The following is a 20,088-nucleotide window of genomic DNA, read 5'->3' as shown; positions in this document are numbered from 1 at the left end:
TATCGAAAATCAAACTCAAGGAGGCCACTATGATGAATGCACGCAAGACGCTTGTAGCTACGTTGGCCGCTCTGGGCATGCTACTCGCCACTGATGCCCTGGCGGCACCCAAAGTTCGTATCATGCCCCCGAACCGGGCCAAGTGGATCATCAATCAGCGATTTGATTTGCGGGTGGAGGCCAGTGACGTCACGGGGACGCTGAGCGCTGCTTCCTTCCGCATTACGATCAATGGCATAGATGTCAACACGCTCTTTCCGGGTCGCGCCGTCTTCGATCCGGCCAGCAACTCTGTCACACTGCGTGGTCTCTCGTTCCCGAACCCGATGGAGAACGCCGAAATCAGCGCCACAGTAACCGATAGTAGCGGTTCGACCACGGAGAAAGTCTTCTTCGACGTCGTGGATTTCCGTGGTCGGAAGCCTGCTGTGCGGAACGTGATCATCATGATTGGGGATGGCATGGGTATTGCGCACCGTACGGCCGCCCGCATCGTCTCCAAGGGGGTGACAGAGGGCAAGGCCAATGGGTTGCTGAATATGGATAAGATGCCTGTGACCGGACTGGTCATGACCTCATCGCTGAATGCTTTGGTCACAGACTCTTCTCCTGGGGCCGACGCTTATTCCACCGGCAATAAGGCGGCCAACAATCAGGAGGGGGTTTTCCCGGACAACACAGCCCACGCCTTCGACAATCCGCGCAAAGAACATCTGGCCGAGTATCTGCACCGCTTTTTTGGCAAGAGTCTAGGTTTGGTCACCACTGCCGACGTGTCGGATGCAACTCCGGCCGCCTTCGCTGTCCACACCTCCGACCGACGAGCAGGGACGGGGATCTGCGATCAGTATTTTGACGAGCGGAACAATACGGGCCTGACTGTGCTCATGGGAGGTGGCGCCCAGTGGTTTCTGCCAGCGGGTACACCCGGTTCTCGGCGTTCGGCATCCACTGACAATCCCGACCGCGTTGATCCGGAACGCAATTTGCTCCGAGATTTCATCAACGATGGCTGGACGTACGTGAAAGATCGAGAGGAGCTGGCAGCGCAAGCAGCCTCGGCCACGAAACTGCTGGGTCTTTTCCACTTGGGGAATATGAACGTGGCGTTCGACAAACTCGGCTACGGCGATCCCAGCGTAGTGGCCGCGTTCCCCAAACAGCCTATGCTGGACGAGATGACGCGAGCAGCAATCACCGTCCTGAACAAAAACCCCAACGGCTTTGTATTGATGGTGGAAGGTGCCTCAATTGATAAGCAAGCTCACCCGCAGGACAGTGAGCGGTGGATCTGGGATACGATCGAGTTTGATAAAGCTGTAGGGGTCGCCCTAGAGTTTGCTGCCCAAGACGGTAACACGCTCGTGATCGTTACCGCCGACCATGAGTGTGGGGGTGTCAGCCTTAACGGCGTGGGCAATCCGGCCTTGCGACCTCTGTTGGGAATGGATCCCAATGCCGCGCGCGACTATCCGCAGGCTTACCGGGACTACCCCAACTATGTGGATGCCAACAACGACGGGTATCCGGACAATCCTGACCCAGAGAAAAAGTTGATCATCGGTTATGGGGCCAATGTGGATCGCAATGAAGATTATCTCTCCAATCCCATTCCTCTGGAGCCTGCAGTCATCGTCAGCGGAGTAGCCGTGGCGAACTCAACGCGTGATCCCAAGGGGTATCTGGTCACCGGCCAGATCGAAAGTGGTGTATCAGGCCTGTCGGGCGTCCAGAGGCAAACAAATGGGGTGCACACGGCCTCAGATATTCCCTTGTCAGCGTTTGGCCCTGGCGACTTTCTATTCACGGGAACGCAGGACAACACCGACGTCTTCTTCAAGATCCTGTTTGCCTTAGGTGGTAGATATTAAGTCCGGTGCACCACCTCGATCTGAACAGGCGCTTCAGATCGAGGTGGTGCATGGAGATTTCCTCAGGCAAGAATGAAGGGCACATGGATCTATGCAGGAGATAACGCCCGACCGTTGAGAGGTCATTGACTGGCTGGCAAACATTCTGCCGCTAATTTGGCTTCCGTTCAATGATTCCCTGACTTTATACCGTCACCACTTTCGACTGTTTTGATGGTTGGCGCCCGAGCTGGCGCATCGGGGCGGCAAGAATCGGTTGCCTGCCTCGCGCAAGGGCGCAGACACTGTTGCTGTCATCACGGATCCCCGGCTGGAGCTTGGCCTCGCTTGCGAGTTGCGCGAAGGCGCCCAGTGGCGCGCGTCAGGTCGAGCCCGTGACCTCCAGCGAGCAAGCCTTCTCCAGCTGCACTGCCAGCCGACTCCCCACGCCATCGGTCAAGATCATAAGCTGTATTCCCCTGCCAACGTGACTCTTCGCCACCGGCGATCCCCTTGCTTGGATGGACCGTCCCCCGTTGAAGCCCTCATCGAGAGCGCAGCGCGTGGTGGTCAGCAAGTGGGTTCAGAGACGCCCGCCCGAGATCAACCCGGAGGCCACCTCCGGTCCGTTCTTTGAGCTGCCGATGGACAGTCCTCGTGAAGCTGTATCACGGGGAGTTCTCTTCACAGCACTCCTAATCCATATGAATTGAGAGCCTTCGAAGCATCTCAGGTCATCAAAGCCCGCTGTCGCGTTACTTCGCCAGACAGTAATAGATCTCTTCCTGCACCATGCCGCCGGATTCTTCTTCCGCGTCATATTCACTCCCTCTTGTCTCTCAACCCCTTCTGGGGATGACTTCTAGTCGAGCACAAAATGGTCTTTAGCTGAGTCATCGTCAGTGTTTCAGTTCGCCTGAAGCCGAGATTGGGTTGCTGCTGACGTCCTCCAAGACTGCTTCAGTCGCCTCACTATCGCCTCCAGCCCCCCGATTCAATAACCGTTACCTCTGCCCGGCTCTCCTCGTTCAGCCGGCTCCTCCCACTGATTGAGACTAATCCCCTGACCGCGCTGCTGCTTGGTTTGGAATGGACCCTCTCACACCATCCCCACCTGCAGAATCATCACCCGTTCCACAATGGATGCCTCTCATGACCCCCCGTCAGCTTCTGCGCCAAAGAGATCGGTTCCGTGAAAGATTTTTACTCCATTGGTCTTGCCTTGAAGCGTTTCATCGGGATAGTAAGCTTGGTCTTCAGGCTTTCAAGCGATTACACAGCTCAGGAAATCTTTAGCACATTGCTGGGGGCGCACGGCGTACGCCGGGGCGTATGGATGTGGAACTGGAGTTCTTAAAGGTCTCCTCCACATGGGGTTAACCTCTCCCCTCAGTAAGGAAGGCGAACATGAGGGGATCCCAATTGGCACCGACACTTTCGCGTCAGGAGTTGATCCCCGTCTTTTCGGTGAAAGATGGGGCTTCTAATCATACCATCTAGAGAAAAATTATCTCGTCAGGGGAGTGCTCATTCTCGGTGGCGTTCTTCCCTGTCAGGGGCAGTCTGCCGCCTGGAACTTCCGACAATCCGACAGGATGTCACTGTCGCGTACCTGAGGACTGCTCCCCTTCACACAAAGGGTGTTGGGGAGTAACTGTGTAACTCTCGGGGCTCGGTATGCGAAACTACGCCGAAATCATCGCGCAGTGTTGGGGGTAACTGCGTGAGTCTCGAGTGGGGAGTTCGTGCGTCGGCCATACCACGGTCTGAGCAAGCGAGCTGATCAATATCACGTCAACTACGCCTAACCGACCGAGTTGTTGGCAGCCCCAGCGTAGGGCAATTGCAACTGAGTTTACTCTGGAAGTACACGCTTCTTGCCTGCCTCTGCCCGAAGGATGCGGGCGCTCCCGGGGTACAGGCAGGTGAAAATCGCTCTAAGAAAGGTCGGCCCAGTGAGCTTCGATGATGCCGATCCAGTTACTGGCGCTGGTTTTGCTCGTCGCCGTGTTCCAGGAGGGATCGCCGGGATCGTAAGAGACCAGACTCAGCGCCGGAGCGAGACTGAGGAAGAGGCGGAAAATCCCCAGCACCTCATCCAGGCGCGAGCGCGAGGAGTGCGCGACTGTCGGAGTGAGAACCGAACATGATGGCTGGAGCGGATTTCGGCTAACCGAAATTCCGTCGGGCACGTTCGGAAATTGCCACCGCCTGTGATGACCGGAGAAGTGGGTATTTGTGCGGACGGCTGGGTCATTTGCTCTCGGAGGCTGGCACATCCGGTTTAGTCGAGCGCCTTCCCTTTGGTTTCCGGGAGGGCGAAGGCGATGAGGGCTGCCAGGAGATAGGCGGCGGCAGTGATCATAAAGGCCAGCCCCAGCCCGTGCGTCTCGGCATACGAACCAATGGTGAAGGGAGCCAGGGCGCTGGCTCCTCGACCGATGTTGTAGGTGAATCCTTGGGCTGTCGCTCGAATCGAGGTGGGAAAAAGTTCAGCCGTGATCGCTCCGAATCCGCTGAAATACCCGGTGCCAAAAAACGCCACCAGCGGTCCGAGCAGAAGCAGCACCGTTGGATGTCGCGTCATTCCATAGAGGGGAACGAGCAAAGCAGCGGCCAACAGGTAGGCGATATAAGTGGGTTTTCTCCCGATGGAGTCGCTGATGAAGCCGAAGGTAACGTAGCCGACCCACATCCCCGCCTGCATGAGGATGACCCACGTGGAGGTTTGAACAATGCTCAATCCGGCTCCGCCTTTCTCCGGCGGGAGAGCAAGAAACGGAGGAATCCAGGTGAAGAGTCCCCACCAGGCAAACATCGAACTGGCATTCATGAGCGTCGTCGTGAGCGTGTGGCGGCGCAGAGGATAGCGAAAGATTTCCATCAGCGATGGGCGCGAAGATGTCCGAGTATGGCGGCTGCGTTGCCAGATGTCGGGCTCGCGGAGCGAATGCCGAATCCACACGGTCACCAGTGCCGGAGCAATGCCGACGAAAAAGACCGCCCGCCAGCCAAACCGGGGGAGAACAAGCGCCGTGATCCCGGCCGCCAGAGCGTAGCCAATGGCCCAGGAACTTTGCATGAGTCCGAGCGCTTTGCCCCGATGTTCCGGAGGCCACGTTTCGGCCACAAGGGCGGCACCGGTCGCCCATTCACCTCCCATTCCCAGGCCAAGCAGGACGCGAAAAAGCGCAAGCTGGCCAATAGTCTGTGCGACACCGCAGGCCGCCGTAAAGATCGAATAGACGAGGATGCTGGCCATGAGCGCCCGAGTTCGGCCCACGCGGTCAGCGAGAATGCCGAAAAGGACGCCACCCACAGCCGAAGCCAGCAACGTGAGCGATCCGAGCAATCCGGCTGTGGCCGTGCTCATTTTGAGGTCGCGCATGAGATGCGCAAGCACCATCGCATAGAGCATGACATCCATGCTGTCGAGCATCCATCCGAGCGCCGCAGCAACGAGCGCTCGCCGTTGGTCGGTCGAAATCTCCCGCATCCAGGCTGTGGCTTTCATCCATTCACCTCGACCGTTGATCTGCGCGCACACCGATGCCGGCTCTCCGTTTCGGAAGTGATGCCACGGACGACAGGGCGTGTGAAAATATGAACTGCCCGCTGTCTCCGAGGAAGGGATTCCGCGCTTCTACCCCGCGCGTCTTTGCGCTGAGCGAGATCGTTACTCACAGAGCCACTCAATACGGCTGAGATCGTCATCGTCCCTCGCCGAGACGCCGGAGGTACATCCTGAGCAGATGTTGCATCCGTTGAGCCGGAGCGTGAAGGCGACGCCCATGACCCGGCAATATCCACTCGAAAGGAAGGCCCACGAGTCGCTTGATGGAGCGCACCTGCTCGTTCCACGAATACCAGCACACACGACGAGACGCTACCACCTCTCCCTCTTCGCTCCCCCAGAGGTGGTCGCCAGTGAAGAGGAACCGATCCCGGTAAAGGAGCACCTGATGCCCGCGCGTATGACCGGGCGTGGGGATGATGAGCAAATCTTCGGCCAGTCGCACGGGATCCCGCCCGCTGATTTTCATCTCAACGCCCGCTGTCGCGCGGGTCACATCGGCCTCGTGCAGAATCCGCTGACAGCCGAAGTGTCGGTGGAATTTCTCATGATCGGCCACATCGTCACGATGCGTGAGGAACATGAGGGCGACGCCACCCATCGCCTCGATCCGGCGCACCAGAGGAGTAGCGAATCGCGGCGAATCCACCAGCACGTTTCCTTCGGGGCGCACGATGAGGTAGCTCGACGCCCCGAACGATTTCTCCGAAGCAAATCCGCAGAAGTACACGTCCCCCTCGATGCGTTCGGGAAAGGCAGCTACGGCGCCCCTTATGTCTTGCTTGGTCATCGTACCGATGGATGCCGTGGGACAGGTGACCAGAGCCATGAGCGCCCGCTGCCGCTCGGCTTCGGTTTCTGGTTGATGATAAACGATGGAGTAATCCCCGTGCGCGCGAAAGACGGTGGGAGCAATTTGCCGACATTGATCGCAATCAATGCAGGTGGCATCCACGAAGAAGTCTCCGTCGGCGTTCCCCGGGAGTCGTTGATTCCATCGCGCCATGATGATTCGCCCCGTATGCCGCCGCACTCTTTAACATGTTCGCTTCGGCTGGTCAAGGCCGACGGCCCTTCTGCGCGAACTCTCCTTTTTCAGGATTCCTCATGATGCCGTGAAGGACATCACACGGAGCATCAAGTCTCCGATGACGCACAGGAGGGGGAAGACCAGGGTTGAATTTTGTCGAAGGCTGAAAAGGGGGAGACGGCCGGCGCTCTATCCCATCGCCTCTTCTCGCCGAAGGGGAGTCGCGCTAGCGTCCTTCGAGGTCCCGGATCTTGAGGTAAACGAGAAGGGCGAGAAAGAGGATGAAAAAGAGCGACACACCCAGGCCCTTCCGGCGGAAGCTCAGTTCGGCGAGCGCCGCTTGTCCGGCTCGATAGACGCGGTCGGCTTGCTGGAGGCCGGGGCCGATGACCGATTCCAGCTCATCGAGCGAAAACGAATGAACGAGGACGCGGGCGTGCGTGAGGGCATCGCGCGTCTCGTTCAGCTCAAATTTCGCCCGACTGACCTCCATGCCGGCGCGTTCGGCCCGGTCGAGAATCTCGGTGGCCTCGTGCAATCGTCGCTTCAGCTCTTCGATGCGCTGCCTCATTTTTTCCGCGATCTGATACCCACGATCTCCCTCGCGGTGGCAGGTGATACAGACCGCCGGTGGTGTCACGCCGAGCATGTCATCGCGGGGCGAGAGGACGTCGTGATTGCCGTGGCACTGGGTGCACTCGGCCAGTTGCAGGGCGTCGAAAGCCGCCTTGTGCGGGCTGTTCTGAAAGAGGCTCGATTGGCGGGTGTGGCATTGACCGCACACGTTGGCCACGGAGGTAACGCCGGGAGGCGTCGCTCCGTGATTACCGTGACAATCGTTGCACGTGGGAGCCGAGAGGTCTTGCTGCTCATAGAGCATTCGAGCATGGACGCTCCGTTTGTACTTGTCATACTGGTCGTGTGCGATGCGATACCCCGCCATGTAATCGGCCTTGGCGTGACAGCTCGCGCAGGTTTCCGCCACATTTAACGGATAGACTGGCGAGAGCGGATCGTTGATCTTGCGCACCCCGTGAGCCCCGTGACAGGCGATGCAGGTGGCTACTTTCGTATCGCCTGCGCGGAGGCGCTTGCCATGAACGCTGGTGAAATATTCCCGCTCCTGATCCACTCGCAGAGCCGGATTGAATTTCTTCATCAGGTCGGCGCTGCTGTGGCAGCGTCCACAAAAGGCGGGAACATCCTTTGGCGCAGGCCGCGCGATGAACCCCTTGCGGGGATTCATTGACTCCGTCGGATCATCCGTTGCCGGATCACCCCCGTGACAGTCGGCGCAAGAGAACCCCCGCTGGCGGTGGATGTCGGTGTTCATCCGGGTCACCGGGTCAAGCAGAGGTCCCTCTAAAGCCGAGTGACACTCCCAGCAGGAATCCTTCTTCTGCGCCGATACGACCGTTGGGCAAAGACAAAGGAGGCCGATGATGACCGATCGGAACCATGTCCGGGGCCGCTCGCGAGTACTGGATACCTCAGGAGTCGCTCGGATCCCACATCCGTCCCCCCGCGATGACGGGTTGCGGGAACGGCGAAGGTGAAGGCGAGCGCTCTCGCTTGACGAAATCGTCACCCGGGCTATGGCTGTGATCATCGCTTCAGCCTCCTTCAACTCAGGTATCCCACAATGGTCATAGTGGCGATATAGATGACGAGAACGATCCCGGCGAACGTGAACCAGCGGGTGCGACGGCTGTTCTCTTCCGGGCGGTCGAGGAAAGGAACGAGCAACCAGACGATTCCTCCGATGACAAACGCCAGGATGCCGATGACTTCCCCTTCAATGAAGAGAATCCTTCCGGGCAACAGCTTCAGCGTTTGGAACATGAAGAGGAAGTACCATTCGGGTTTGATCCCTGCCGGCGCGGGAGCGAAGGGATCGGCTTTCTCTCCCAATTGCCAGGGGAAGAGCGCCGCCAGCGCCGCCAGCACGCCGACGGCGAGGATCCAGCCGATGAGATCGCGCAGGAAGAAGTTGGGGAAGAATTTCATCCTCGGCAGGTTGTGTGACGTGAGCGATGGGGGCACGCTCATACCGTGCTTCTGAACGAGAAGGAGATGGAGCGCGAGAACGAACGTCGTCAGCGCTGGCAAGATCGCGACATGAAAGCCGAAAAAGCGGGTCAGCGTCGCTCCGGTCACATCGTCTCCTCCGCGAAGGAATCGCAACAGAAAAGGACCGATCACGGGGAGATCGCCGGCGATGTCAGTTCCCACCTTGGTGGCGAAGAAGGCCAGTTTGTTCCAGGGCAGAAGGTAGCCGCTGAAGCCGAAGGCCAGTGCCAGACCGAGAAGGAGAACACCGCTCATCCAGGTCAACTCGCGGGGGCGGCGATAGGCTTTCAAGAAATAGGCGCTGAACATGTGGATCATCAGCGTGGCGATCATCAGGTTTGCCGACCAGCTATGAATCGAACGGATGAGCCAGCCGAACTCCACATCGGTCATGATGAACTGCACGCTCTCAAAGGCATTCTCGGCGCTGGGACGATAATAGAGCAAAAGTAAGATGCCGGTGACCACCTGGACGACGAAGAGAAAGAGCGTCATGCCGCCGAAGTAGTACCAGATGGTGTGACGATGAAGCGGAACGTCCTTTTTCCGCGCCAGTTCAATGAGATACTGAAGGCCAATCCGCTCGTCGAGCCAGGCCCGCAGAGTTTCCGTGCTCATGGCCGTCTATCCCTTGGTGACGATGATGTCATCGCCCCGGAGATTGACCGTATACTGTGTCAGCGGGCGCGGCGGAGGGCCGGCGATGTTTTGCCCGCTCAAGTTGTATTGACCGTTGTGACAGGCGCACCAGATGATCTTCATGTCCGGACGATACTGGACGATGCAATCCAGATGCGTGCACACGGCCGAAAAGGCTTTGAACTCGCCGCTGGCCGTGCGGATGAGGAGTCCCGGCTTGTTGCCGAACTTGAAAATCTTTCCCGAATTGGGGACCAGATCGGTGACTTTTCCGGCCACCACCGAGTTCTGCGTCGCTTCACTTGTTGGCGGGGGGATCATGAACTTGAGGATCGGATAGAAGATGGCGACCAGAGTTGCTCCCACACTGGTGCCCATCAGGTAATGAAGGAGTTTCCGTCGCAACGTGGTCCTGTCATCCATGACCTCCTCCTCTGCGCCAGCGAACCGCGCGAATGACGGAAAAGAAGGTTCGTCAGTTACGGATTTGGTCGCTGATGCCCGCCTCTCTTTCCTTCGTGCGGAGGGAGAAGCTGCCCGACCGGCAACAGCCCGTGTCGCTCGGCGGGGGCTTCTCCCCACCGGGTTGCGTTCACTTGGCGGCCTGCGCGCGAATGAAGGCGATGAGATTGCGAATGTCGGCTTCTTTGAGTTTCCCTTCAAAGGCTGTCATCAGTTTCGATTTCCCCACGGCCGGCCCGCCCTTGGCGATCATTTTATAGAGATCATCGTCGGAGAACTTGGCCATATACTCTTTGTCGGACCAGTCGTGAGGCTTTGGTGTGAGCAAGCGACTGGCCGGACCGTCTCCCCGACCTTTCTCTCCGTGGCAGCGGAGACAATGTTGTTTGTGAAGAATCGCTCCGGCACGAACATCCCCTTTTTGATCCGGAGCGGGAAATCCAATGCGGCCCAATGCGACAAGGGCGATGATGATGAGGGCGTGTCGTACCATACGTTCCTCCCAAAAGATGGCGCGGACTTTCCGGCCAGCTCGCGTGGTTGCAGCCTCGTAAGTCTGCCCGACACGTGTTGTATACCTATCGCATCCACCTGGCCAATAATTCCTTTTTCTCGCTGGCGAATTCGATGCGCGTTTCGGTTTCTTTGCGAGCGTGTGGTGAATAAAGATAGGTGAGCGTGGCCGTCACCGTCAGGTTCTCCATCGAGCGGGCCGGGAAGAAAAACTCCTCGGTGCGTTGTTCGCCGGGCTGAAGCCGAGTGTCTCGCACCATCATGCGGGCGTGGGTGAAGAGATGGCTGTCCATGATGATTTCTTGGCCGCGCTCATCGGCGACGACGCGTTGATAGAGGCGTTCGGCGTGAGCTGACGTCCCCTCGCTCCCGGTGACCGTCAGGCGAAGGATGATCTTCCGGGTGGGACTGCCGGTCGGGACGGCATGGCCTGCTCCGACGTTGCTCACCGTGACTTTGACGCGAACTCCTGAGGAAGTTCTCACCACTTCGGCAATCCGCAGCGAGAGCGATTTCACCAATTGATCGCGGGAATGGCCGCCCGGCATGAAATGGAGATTGACGAAAGCTCCCTGCAGGCGCTTCACCTTGGGATCAACGATATTGGCCAGAACCTGCGGCATGTGGCATTGCTGGCAGGTCTTGTCGCCCCCTCGCTCCCGATACCGCTTCCATTCGCTGTAGGTCGTCAAAAGCTCGACGCCGTGAGCGTTCCGATACTCATGACATCCGGCACACTGTTCGGAAGTGAGATGGAACTCCGAGAAGAGAACCCGATGTCCGGTTGAAACAGCATCCCGGATGGGGCCTCGCTTGACATCACTCACGTCGAGAAGAAACGGATGCCCCGGTTGAGACAGGTCAGTTCCCGTCAGCGAATGACAGAAGTCACAGGTGATGCCTTCGCGGGTGATGGGCTCGGTGAGGTCCCAGTCGCCGCTCACCACCACCGTGGGGGCGTGACAGAGGGGGCAGATGTTCTTGGCCTGTCCCGAAGTCGCTTCCAGAGCCTGCTGGTAGGATGTCTTGAAGATGGCCCCCTCCACCGAAGCCGCATGTCGGGAGCCCCGCCAGGCCGAGTAGATGTCCCTGTGGCAGGTGCCGCAACGTTCGGACGAAGTGAATCGTCCCGGTTGAAAGTCAATTGTCGCCGGAGGCTCTTCGGTGCGACAGGCTCCCAGGAGGACGGCGCTCAATCCAGCCAGCCCAAGGAAGATGGTCATCCTCCGGCGCGTGCTCATCTGGTTCACTCCTTACTTTTGCCGACTATGTCTTCATCGTACCACCAGCGTAAAAGCAAGCGGCGTTCCACACGGGACTCCCGATGGTAAGCGTGTGGAACAAGGTGAGTTGCCATCTCAGCCGTTCGTTTGGAAACCCGTCGGGAACTGACAAAATGTCAGGCCCATCGTGAGGGTCGCCCGTTAGTGATTCGTTTTTCTCGGTTCCAGGCGGGGCTGACAAAATGTCAGGGTCCGGTCCTCGGACTTGCGTCAACGGTCAGCGGTCGCAGCATGAGGAGGGCGCTTGTTCGACTGTCACAGACCGTATCTCCTGATCTTCCGGTAGAGGGTTCGTTCGCTGATTTTGAGGACGCGGGCCACCTGAGTGCGATTGCCCTGGAATTCTTTGAGAAGCCGGGCAATGTACATCCGCTCGACTTCCTCGAGCGAGGGATACTCGGCGGATGTTGTCTCCGAAAGGAAGGGAGGCCGAAAGCGGAGATTGCTGGGGAGATGTTCGACATCAATAGTGTCCCCATCGGCGAGAATGACGGCTCGCTCGATGACGTTTTTTAGCTCCCGGACATTTCCCGGCCAGTGGTAGTTAACCAAAAGCCGAAGGGCCTCGGGCGTGATTCGTTTTCTGCCTCTCGCAGGAACCAGGTTGCGGGAGAGGAAGTACTGCACCAGCGGTTCGATGTCTTCGCGGCGCTCGCGGAGTGGAGGGATCACCACGGGGACGACGTGAAGGCGATAGTAGAGGTCTTCGCGGAACCGTCCTTCGGCTTTCAGGCGTTCAAGGTCACGATTGGTGGCAGCGATGATACGAACATTCACCGGGATATCTCGCACTCCACCCAGACGACGAAACGACCGGGTCTCGAGCACGCGCAGAAGCTTCGCTTGAAGCGACAGGCTCAGTTCCCCCACTTCGTCGAGGAAGATCGTTCCTGTATCGGCGACTTCAAAGAGTCCGTGTTTGAGGGAGACGGCTCCGGTGAAGGCTCCTTTCTCGTGACCGAAGAGTTCGCTCTGCAAGAGGTCTTCCTGAAGCGAGGTGCAGTCCACGACGACGAAAGGTTTGTCGCGGCGGGCGCTGAGGCGATGGATGGCCCGAGCGGCCAGTTCCTTGCCCACACCGCTTTCACCGAGGATGAGGACGGTATGATCGGTAGCGGCGACTCTCTCGATGAGCTGCACGGTTTCCCGCAGGGCCTGACTGCGACCGATGAACTCATCGAGGCGGTCCCGGCGCGCCAGCTCCTGGCGCAGGAGACGATTCTCCTGCTGAAGGGCTTTCTTCTCGCCCGCTTTAAGGATGATGGCCTCCAGCTCTTCCAGCTTACAGGGTTTGGTCAGGTAGTCGTAGGCTCCCAGGCGAATCGAGCGAATCGCCGTCTCGATCGTGCCGTGGCCCGTGAGCATGATCACTTCCGCGAGCGGTCGGCTCTCTTTGATGGCCCGAAGTGTCTCCAGACCATCCATTCCCGGCAGCTTGATGTCCAGGAGAATAACATCGGCATCCTGTTGCTCGAGCAGATCGAGCGCCTCCTCTCCGCTGGAGACGCCCCGCACATCAAAACCCATTGCCGCCAGCTCTCGCACGGCGACCCGGCGAAACGTCTCCTCGTCGTCAACGACGAGCAGACGTAACGGAGTGCTTTCTGTCGCCTCTTGCACTACAGTTTCACGCATCGGTTGTATCCTCCAGAGGAAACCGAATGACGAAGCACGAACCTTCTCCCGGCTGGCTCTGAACCGTGATCGTTCCCCCCATTTGCTCGACCAGAACTTTGGAGATGAACAGACCCAGACCTGTTCCTCCTCGTCCAGCCTTCCGGGAGAAGAACGGCTCGAAGATTCGCGGGAGGTCTTCGGGAGCAATCCCGCAACCGGTATCTTCGATAGAAATCACGACACTTTCGGGCTCGGCTGACGTCCGCACCCGGATTTGTCCCGGTCCCTCGATGGCTTGCAGCGCATTCAGCAGAAGATTGAGAAAGACCTGGCGCAACCCCGGATCGTCTGCTCGGATGTGAGGGACGCGCGGATCCAGCTCTTCGATGATCTCAACTCCTCGCTCCTCCGCCTGGAAGCGGAGCAGAGAGAGTGTCTCCGACAGAGACTGATTGGGCGACACGAGATCGGTCGGGGACTGGGAACGACGGGAGAGAATGAGCAAGCGATCAGTGATCGCCTTGGCCCGCATGGCTTCTTTGTGAATCAGTTCGAGGTACTCCTGGAATTCCTCGGCCGTCATGGCCGCCGCGTGAGGAGGCCGAGTCAGGAGCCGTCGTTGAATCCCCTCCGTACAGGCGATGATCGAAGCCAGAGGATTGTTAATCTCGTGCGAGATCCCCGAGGCGAGAAGGCCGAGCGTCGCCAGCCGTTCCGAATGACTCAGGTGGGCCTGCAGGAAACGCCGCTCGGTGATGTCGCGTTTGACTTCGATGGCCTGGAAGACCTGTCCGGCATCATCCCGCAAGGGATAGCAATAGATCTCGATGTATCGCTCCTGTCCGTCGGAAGTAACAAACCGGTGGAGGACCTTATTCACCCGGCCGGTCTTGAATGTGGCCTGCGCCGGGCACCGTTCGGCGAGCGACTGGTTGCAGGGCACGGACGAATCCTGCGACACGAGGAAGCAGGCTTGTCCCAGGATGTCCTGTTTCCGCCGGCCGCATTTGAGCAGATAGGCCGTATTGGCCGTCACGATGCGGAGGTCACGGTCCACGACGACGATTTCATCTTCGATGCTGTTGATGACGCTCTCCAGATACTCTTTGTGGTGTTCGATCTCCCGCACGGATTCGGCCAGCCGTGCTGTCATTCGGTTGAAGCTCTCGGCCAGTTCGCCGATTTCATCCTGACCATCCACCTGGGCGCGTTCGCCAAGGTTCCCCTGACGGATCGCCATCATCGTGCGCCAGAGACGGTTAATCCGGCGAACGACCAGCCGGTTGATCAGCCCGCTGAGAACACCAATGGTGACCACCACCATCACTGCTGCCAGGCCGAGCATCTTCTGCATCCCCGACCGAAGCTGGCTTTGCGCTTGGGCCATTGAGAGATCAACAAGAAGAATGCCGTTGAGATGATGGCTCGACGAATGACAGTCGAAGCAAGCCGGACGGTTGGCAATAAGCATCAGGCTGCGGAAGACCCGGCCTCGGCGACTTTCCTCAATGATGGTCGTCTGCCAGGGCAATGGCGATTGTTCGTCATGACAGATGCGACAGGAGGGATCTCTCAGTGTGAAAATACGACCATCAAGCTCACGATCCGACGTCACCTTGACCTCGCCGCTGGCATTGAGAATGGCGATCCGCTCGATCCCGGCATAGGTGGAAAGCTGTCGCACGTCTTCATCCAGCAGATGCGGCTGGGCCTCCACCATGCGCCGTTCCAGATTCATCAGAATCAGTTGGCTGACGTCGGCGGAGGACCGCCTCAGGCCTTCGATCAGTTGCTCCTGGTGAAAGCGATAGAAGAAGACGAAAAACGGAATGCCCACTACAAGCAGGGCTGCCAACAGCCCTCCGCCAATCCGCACGTTTAACCGCCGATGAATTGGTCGCGCCTTCATCCACTCCCCTCTGCCCCCGGACTAAGCAAATTCGGTTCCTCGCGCTCGGGTGGACCGCTGTTTCTCAACTAAAGGTGAGCTAAGTGGTTGTATTCCCGGGCTCTTTCCGAAGACGCAGCCTTTACGAGGGCATCAGGGGTGGCGTCCTGGTGGGAATATTTCCCCACTCCACTGAGAGCATTGGCCCACCCGGTGGGCATTCGCACCCAGATCGTTATCGTTCGCCGCATCATGGGCCGCATGCCTTCGGCATGGCGAAACCCGGTGAAAGTGGCTGCTCCCAGTGGGTTACTGACTGGGGCACTCCACATGCTGCGATCCCACACGCCCCATTGAGCGCGAAAGTAGCCTGGTACCTTTGGGAGGTGCTTGTCACGGGGTCAAAGAAGATGCTAGAATAGGCGCTCACAAAGAAGGGGAGTAGATCGCCCCGTTGTGGGTCTGGTGAGGCCGTCAACACGATCGCCAGAAAAACAAGCGATCCGGTTCACCAGCGAAAGCCCGGGGGGCTGACGGATCGAGACCTTTTGCGACAGTCCGAGCGCAAAAGGTCTTTTTCTTTGTGAGGGAAAAAGGAGGAACTGCGATGAACCAGATCAAGACGGTCATGCTTTTGGCTCTGCTCACCGCTTTGCTTCTATGGATCGGCCATGCCATTGCCGGTCAGGGCGGATTGATGGTGGCGCTGGTGATGGCCGCCGTGATGAATTTTGGCGCCTACTGGTTTTCGGATCGGATTGTGTTGCGTATGTATGGAGCCCACGAGGTCACCGAGTCCGAAGCGCCGGAGCTTTATGCTGTGGTGCGAGACCTGGCAGCGCGGGCCGGGTTGCCCATGCCCCGGGTCTACATTATTCCGGAAGAGGCTCCCAATGCGTTTGCCACCGGTCGAAATCCCCAGCATGCTGCCGTGGCGGTGACCGAAGGCATCCTGCAATTGCTCACACGGGAGGAGCTGGCCGGAGTGCTGGCTCATGAACTGGGACATATCCGGAATCGGGATACGCTGATTATGACGGTGACGGCCACCATTGCCGGAGCCCTGAGCATGCTGGCGAATCTGGCGATGTGGGGAGCTGCCTTCGGAGGCCGATCTTCCGATGACGATGAGGGCAGCCACCCAGTGGCGGGACTCCTCGGCGTGATCCTGGCGCCGATTGTCGCCACACTCATTCAGATGGCTATTTCGCGCTCGCGGGAATTCCTCGCCGACGAGTCCGGGGCGCGACTGACGGGAAATCCCCTGGCTCTGGCCAGCGCCTTACGCAAGATCGAAGCCTGGAGCCGGAAGGTGCCGATGATGTCGGGGTCACCGGCGACGGCCCATCTCTTCATTATCAATCCGTTTTCCGGCGGCGGCTTGATTCAACTATTCAGCACGCATCCTTCGACCGAAGAGCGCATCGCCCGGCTCGAGGCCATGGCCGGATTGCGCATCAGATAGTGATGGCGAAACCAGCGGATCGGTAGCGCACGCCTCCGGCGTGCTCAAGCCCGCTTGCCAGGGCGCTCCCACAGGCGGGTTCCCGTCCGCTGGCTCGCCTCCTTGGGTGATCTCACGACGCGAGCGCCTTTCAGGAGAACATCGCCATGGATATTTCGCTCTTTCCTTTCGCCGAGTACTGGTGGGTTTATGCTGTCTTCACCGCGCTGGTTCTTGTGCTCCTTTTGATTGATCTCGGTATCTTTCACCGAACGGCTCATGCTGTGTCCTTCCGCGAAGCCGCCATCTGGAGCGTCATTTGGGTGGTTCTGGCCCTGCTGGTGAATTACGGGCTCTATCGTTACGCTCTGGAGGCTTTCGCTCAAGATGAGCGGCTGCTAGCCATCCCCGGTTTCGATCCCGCCCGTGCGGCACGACAGTCAGCACTTGAATTCCTCACCGGATATGTGGTCGAGAAGTCCCTGGCGGTTGACAATATCTTCGTCTTCGTCGTCGTTTTCCAGTTCTTCGGCATCCCTGATCGGTATCAGCATCGGGTTCTTTTCTATGGCATTCTCGGGGCGCTCATTTTCCGAGCGATCTTTATCGCTCTGGGCGCAGCACTCATGCAGTACCACCTCGTGGTCGTTCTGTTCGGCGGGTTCCTGATCATCACCGGGATCAAAATGCTCCTGGCCCCGGAGATGAAGGTGGAACCCGATCGGAATCCGCTTCTGAGGTTCTTTCGTCGCCACGTTCCAGTGACGAATGAACTTCAGGGACAGAGATTCTTTGTCCGGATCGGTGGTCGCTGGCACGCCACGCCGTTGTTCATCACGCTGTTGTTCGTTGAGATGACCGATGTTATTTTCGCCGTGGATTCGGTTCCGGCGATCTTCGCGTTGACCGATGAACCGCTGATTGTCTTCACCTCAAACGTCTGCGCCGTCCTCGGACTGCGTGCGATGTATTTCCTGCTGGCAGGGGTCATCCACCGGTTTCACCTGGTGAAGTACGGGCTGGCCTTGATCCTGGTATTTGTCGGGATGAAAATGGTCTGGCTCAATCGGCTCTGGGGAGGGATGTTTCCCATCGGGCTCTCGCTGATGATCATCGGAACGATTCTGGCTATTTCGGTCATTCTCTCGCTGGTCCTCCCACCGGGAATACTCCGGCGTGCGAGGGCAGCGTCGGCTCCTTCAGAATCGGCAGCTGACTGTGAACCCGAAGGTCCACGCTCGCAGACCTGAAAGCCACTTTGATGCAAGGCGGGCTCTCCCGGCGAGGTTGTCGCATTGAGCTTCGATCTCGTCCATTTTCAGCACACTTCACCTGGGAGCCCGTATCTTTCCAGCGTTCGCAAGCCCGCTCTGGCGGTGGGCGCTTCCAGCAGTTCTCAACCTGCGCCGTGTGCCGGGGAACCAACGGTTACTCTGCCTTCCGAGATTTCTCGCTCCACCCCCAGGTGTAATTCAGGTGGCTGTGCTCGGGAGGGGATCGCCCGGCTTCTTGAAAATGGTCTCAGAGATCAGCCAGCTCGAACAGGTGTTGACGCATCCGCTCCAGATCCGGATAGAGAACGCGGTCGGTTTCCAGCCGGGGGACATAGTTTCGGACTCGCCGGCGGGCTTCGCGGACACCACGGCCTGGCTGAAGCGGTTCCAGAAAATCAAGACCCTGAGCCGCACAGATGGCCTCAATAGAGAGGATTTGAGCGACATTTTCAACGATCTGGCGCAACTTCCAAGCCGAAGTCATTCCCATGCTCACATGATCTTCCTTGTTGCCGGAGGTGGGAAGGGAATCCACTGAGGCGGGATGAGAGAGAACCTTGTTCTCTCCGCAAAGGGACACAGCGAGGATTTGCAGCATCATCATTCCGGAACACAGTCCGGGTTGGGTGGTCAAGAAGGGAGGCAGCTCGCTCAGATCGGGATTCACCAAACGTTCAATGCGTCGCTCGGAAACGGCTCCGAGTTCGGCCAGAGCCATGCCCAGGTAATCGAAGGCGAGCGCCAGAACCTCACCGTGGAAATTTCCTCCCGATAAGACCTCGCCGGTCTCGGCAAAGACGAGGGGATTATCGGTGGCGCTGTTGAGTTCGGTGGCGAGAATCGTCTCCACATGCCGCAGTGCCTCACGCACAGCTCCATGAATTTGCGGCATGCAGCGGAGGCTATAGGCATCCTGGACCCGGTGACACTCTCGATGCGAAGACATGATCTCACTGTCCTGAGTCAATCGCCACAACCGCTCGGCAACTTCGATTTGACCGGGATATGGCCGAACCGCGTGGATACGGGCATCGAAAGCGACATTTGTTCCATGCAGTGCTTCGAGTGACATCGCGCCGACGACATCCGCCACGTTGGCCAACTCTTTGGCTCGGAGCAGGCAGAGGCTTCCTACAGCAACCATTGCTTGCGTCCCATTGATGAGTGCCACACCTTCCTTCGCTTCGAGAGAGATCGGCTCGATGCCCGCGCGAGCGAGGGCATCGCGAGCCGGAAGGACCCGACCGTCATATTCGACCTCACCTTCGCCGATCATGGCCAGGCCCAGGTGAGCCAGCGGGGCGAGATCTCCACTGGCGCCGACCGATCCTTTGGAAGGAATCACCGGATGCACGCCAGCATTGAGCATGGCGAGCAGCGTATCCACCAGCAGAGGACGGACGCCCGAATAGCCTTTGGCCAGCACATTTGCCCGGGTTACCATCAGTGCCCGCGTCTCCTCTCGCGTCAGGCGGTCGCCCACGCCGACACAATGGCTGCGCAGCAGATTGAGCTGGAGTTGACGAATCTCCTCCGGAGGAATCACTACCGTTCCCAGTTTTCCAAACCCCGTATTTACCCCGTAGACGACGCGCCCGCTTTCGACAATACGGGAGACGACGCGCCGTGATGCCTCCATCCGCTCGCGGGCAGATGGCGCCAGGGAAACCGGTTCGCCCAAAACGGCAACGGCCTTCACATCGTCCAGTGTCAGCGAATTTCCATCAAGGATGATCATTAACATCACTCCCCAAACAGCTTGTCGAATGCCCGTCGCGCATCTTCACCAGAGAGCAAGGAGGGGCGGGCCGATGAAAGGGTATTCGGCTGAAAGAATTCGCAAAAGTTCGCGCGGTCCTTATCGGCGACGTAGTCAGCTTCGGGCTCCATGCACTGATTCGGCTTGTAGGGATCGTAAAAACGGCAGTTCAAGCAGCAGTGCATCTCGGCCCGACAGTGAGGACATTCATCAAATCGCCCGGGAATTCCCACGACGGGGATTTCGTTCCGACATTTGTAGCACAACATCGCCCGTACCCCCTCCAATAATGACCATCGTCAGCTTAGCAGAAAGCCGTCATCATGAGCAATCGAATGGGAGTAATCACCAGGAATCCCTTATGTTTTTCATAAAACGGGGTCATGGACATACGGGACATGGTAGTTGTTCAGCATGAATCCCTGGCAGCTCACATGAGTGCGATTCGCAGCCCGCCGTGAGCATTCGGATTGGTGCTCTTTAGACGCGATGTCGTCGGCCCAACCGATAAAGGTGTGACCAGTAATCGAGTTTAGATTTAGGACGAGGGGGGGAAAATATTCAGCCGTGAGCTGGCCTGGATGGAGTGAAACCACTCCCGGGATTGGGCAGATCCGCGAATTCATCCATGCGAGCACTCGGGCATTGCTGCTCATACGGGAGCAAGGAGGAGCGCTCAGTCCGA

Annotated in this window: 15 protein-coding genes; 3 read left to right on the top strand and 12 right to left on the bottom strand. The window is 58.4% G+C overall.

All coding sequences use genetic code 11. The features are described 5' to 3' along the window. Window positions 1-29 precede the first annotated feature (29 nt). The gene (locus tag VNM72_06360) at window positions 30-1,871 is read left to right on the top strand and encodes an alkaline phosphatase (protein HXF05022.1); all 1,842 of its coding nucleotides are present in this window, start codon (window positions 30-32) and stop codon (window positions 1,869-1,871) included. A 1,916-nt stretch (window positions 1,872-3,787) separates the two neighbouring features. On the opposite strand, the gene VNM72_06355 is transcribed toward VNM72_06360, so the two are convergent. From VNM72_06355 to VNM72_06310, 10 genes are all read right to left on the bottom strand, one after another. Then, window positions 3,788-4,042 (bottom strand): DNA translocase FtsK 4TM domain-containing protein, encoded by a 255-nt coding sequence (locus tag VNM72_06355; protein ID HXF05021.1) that lies wholly within the window; start codon window positions 4,040-4,042, stop codon window positions 3,788-3,790. Window positions 4,043-4,134: 92 nt separating this feature from the next. Then, a complete protein-coding gene (locus VNM72_06350; protein ID HXF05020.1) occupies window positions 4,135-5,364 on the bottom strand; it encodes an MFS transporter in 1,230 nt (409 codons plus the stop codon). A 196-nt stretch (window positions 5,365-5,560) separates the two neighbouring features. Continuing rightward, window positions 5,561-6,430: an MBL fold metallo-hydrolase gene (locus VNM72_06345; protein HXF05019.1), complete on the bottom strand. Its 870-nt coding sequence runs from the start codon at window positions 6,428-6,430 to the stop codon at window positions 5,561-5,563. A 250-nt stretch (window positions 6,431-6,680) separates the two neighbouring features. After that, on the bottom strand, window positions 6,681-7,787 hold the full coding sequence (locus tag VNM72_06340) for a cytochrome c3 family protein (protein HXF05018.1): 1,107 nt from the start codon (window positions 7,785-7,787) through the stop codon (window positions 6,681-6,683). A gap of 290 nt (window positions 7,788-8,077) precedes the next feature. Continuing rightward, complete coding sequence (locus tag VNM72_06335; GenBank protein ID HXF05017.1) at window positions 8,078-9,142, bottom strand: cytochrome bc complex cytochrome b subunit; 1,065 nt, start codon at window positions 9,140-9,142, stop codon at window positions 8,078-8,080. A 6-nt stretch (window positions 9,143-9,148) separates the two neighbouring features. Beyond that, window positions 9,149-9,586 carry a ubiquinol-cytochrome c reductase iron-sulfur subunit gene (locus VNM72_06330; GenBank protein HXF05016.1) on the bottom strand — a complete coding sequence of 146 codons (438 nt, stop codon included), beginning with the start codon at window positions 9,584-9,586 and terminating at the stop codon, window positions 9,149-9,151. A gap of 169 nt (window positions 9,587-9,755) precedes the next feature. Then, the gene (locus VNM72_06325) at window positions 9,756-10,118 is read right to left on the bottom strand and encodes a cytochrome c (protein HXF05015.1); all 363 of its coding nucleotides are present in this window, start codon (window positions 10,116-10,118) and stop codon (window positions 9,756-9,758) included. Window positions 10,119-10,203: 85 nt separating this feature from the next. Further along, window positions 10,204-11,379, bottom strand: a complete 1,176-nt coding sequence (locus VNM72_06320; protein HXF05014.1) for a multiheme c-type cytochrome — start codon at window positions 11,377-11,379, stop codon at window positions 10,204-10,206. Window positions 11,380-11,676: 297 nt separating this feature from the next. Continuing rightward, on the bottom strand, window positions 11,677-13,056 hold the full coding sequence (locus VNM72_06315; GenBank protein HXF05013.1) for a sigma-54 dependent transcriptional regulator: 1,380 nt from the start codon (window positions 13,054-13,056) through the stop codon (window positions 11,677-11,679). Further along, complete coding sequence (locus tag VNM72_06310) at window positions 13,049-14,947, bottom strand: ATP-binding protein (protein ID HXF05012.1); 1,899 nt, start codon at window positions 14,945-14,947, stop codon at window positions 13,049-13,051. Before VNM72_06310 ends, VNM72_06315 begins: the two co-directional genes overlap by 8 nt. A 586-nt stretch (window positions 14,948-15,533) precedes the next feature. On the opposite strand from VNM72_06310, the gene htpX reads away from it, so the two are divergent. Next, complete coding sequence (htpX, locus tag VNM72_06305; protein HXF05011.1) at window positions 15,534-16,391, top strand: zinc metalloprotease HtpX; 858 nt, start codon at window positions 15,534-15,536, stop codon at window positions 16,389-16,391. Between the two features lie 146 nt (window positions 16,392-16,537). After that, window positions 16,538-17,620, top strand: a complete 1,083-nt coding sequence (locus VNM72_06300; GenBank protein HXF05010.1) for a TerC family protein — start codon at window positions 16,538-16,540, stop codon at window positions 17,618-17,620. 271 nt (window positions 17,621-17,891) lie between these two features. On the opposite strand, the gene hutH is transcribed toward VNM72_06300, so the two are convergent. Both hutH and VNM72_06290 read right to left on the bottom strand, forming a co-directional pair. Beyond that, entirely contained in the window at window positions 17,892-19,382 is a 1,491-nt protein-coding gene (gene hutH, locus VNM72_06295) for a histidine ammonia-lyase (protein ID HXF05009.1), read from the bottom strand. A gap of 5 nt (window positions 19,383-19,387) precedes the next feature. Then, window positions 19,388-19,672: a hypothetical protein gene (locus VNM72_06290; protein HXF05008.1), complete on the bottom strand. Its 285-nt coding sequence runs from the start codon at window positions 19,670-19,672 to the stop codon at window positions 19,388-19,390. Window positions 19,673-20,088: the final 416 nt, after the last annotated feature.

It is taken from the genome of Blastocatellia bacterium (assembly GCA_035573895.1).
Taxonomy (GTDB): domain Bacteria; phylum Acidobacteriota; class Blastocatellia; order HR10; family HR10; genus DATLZR01.
The sequence above is the reverse complement of the archived record's forward strand: the minus strand, read 5'-3'. Positions and strand labels throughout refer to the sequence as shown.

Excerpts from the sequence above, each read along its gene's own strand:
- VNM72_06340 (HXF05018.1), bottom strand. The coding sequence starts at position 7,787 with ATGAACACCGACATCCACCGCCAGCGGGGGTTCTCTTGCGCCGACTGT.
- VNM72_06350 (HXF05020.1), bottom strand. The coding sequence starts at position 5,364 with ATGAAAGCCACAGCCTGGATGCGGGAGATTTCGACCGACCAACGGCGA.
- hutH (HXF05009.1), bottom strand. The coding sequence starts at position 19,382 with ATGATCATCCTTGATGGAAATTCGCTGACACTGGACGATGTGAAGGCC.
- VNM72_06310 (HXF05012.1), bottom strand. The coding sequence starts at position 14,947 with ATGAAGGCGCGACCAATTCATCGGCGGTTAAACGTGCGGATTGGCGGA.
- VNM72_06335 (HXF05017.1), bottom strand. The coding sequence starts at position 9,142 with ATGAGCACGGAAACTCTGCGGGCCTGGCTCGACGAGCGGATTGGCCTT.
- htpX (HXF05011.1), top strand. The coding sequence starts at position 15,534 with ATGAACCAGATCAAGACGGTCATGCTTTTGGCTCTGCTCACCGCTTTG.
- VNM72_06325 (HXF05015.1), bottom strand. The coding sequence starts at position 10,118 with ATGGTACGACACGCCCTCATCATCATCGCCCTTGTCGCATTGGGCCGC.
- VNM72_06315 (HXF05013.1), bottom strand. The coding sequence starts at position 13,056 with ATGCGTGAAACTGTAGTGCAAGAGGCGACAGAAAGCACTCCGTTACGT.
- VNM72_06345 (HXF05019.1), bottom strand. The coding sequence starts at position 6,430 with ATGGCGCGATGGAATCAACGACTCCCGGGGAACGCCGACGGAGACTTC.
- VNM72_06320 (HXF05014.1), bottom strand. The coding sequence starts at position 11,379 with ATGAGCACGCGCCGGAGGATGACCATCTTCCTTGGGCTGGCTGGATTG.
- VNM72_06330 (HXF05016.1), bottom strand. The coding sequence starts at position 9,586 with ATGGATGACAGGACCACGTTGCGACGGAAACTCCTTCATTACCTGATG.
- VNM72_06290 (HXF05008.1), bottom strand. The coding sequence starts at position 19,672 with ATGTTGTGCTACAAATGTCGGAACGAAATCCCCGTCGTGGGAATTCCC.
- VNM72_06300 (HXF05010.1), top strand. The coding sequence starts at position 16,538 with ATGGATATTTCGCTCTTTCCTTTCGCCGAGTACTGGTGGGTTTATGCT.
- VNM72_06360 (HXF05022.1), top strand. The coding sequence starts at position 30 with ATGATGAATGCACGCAAGACGCTTGTAGCTACGTTGGCCGCTCTGGGC.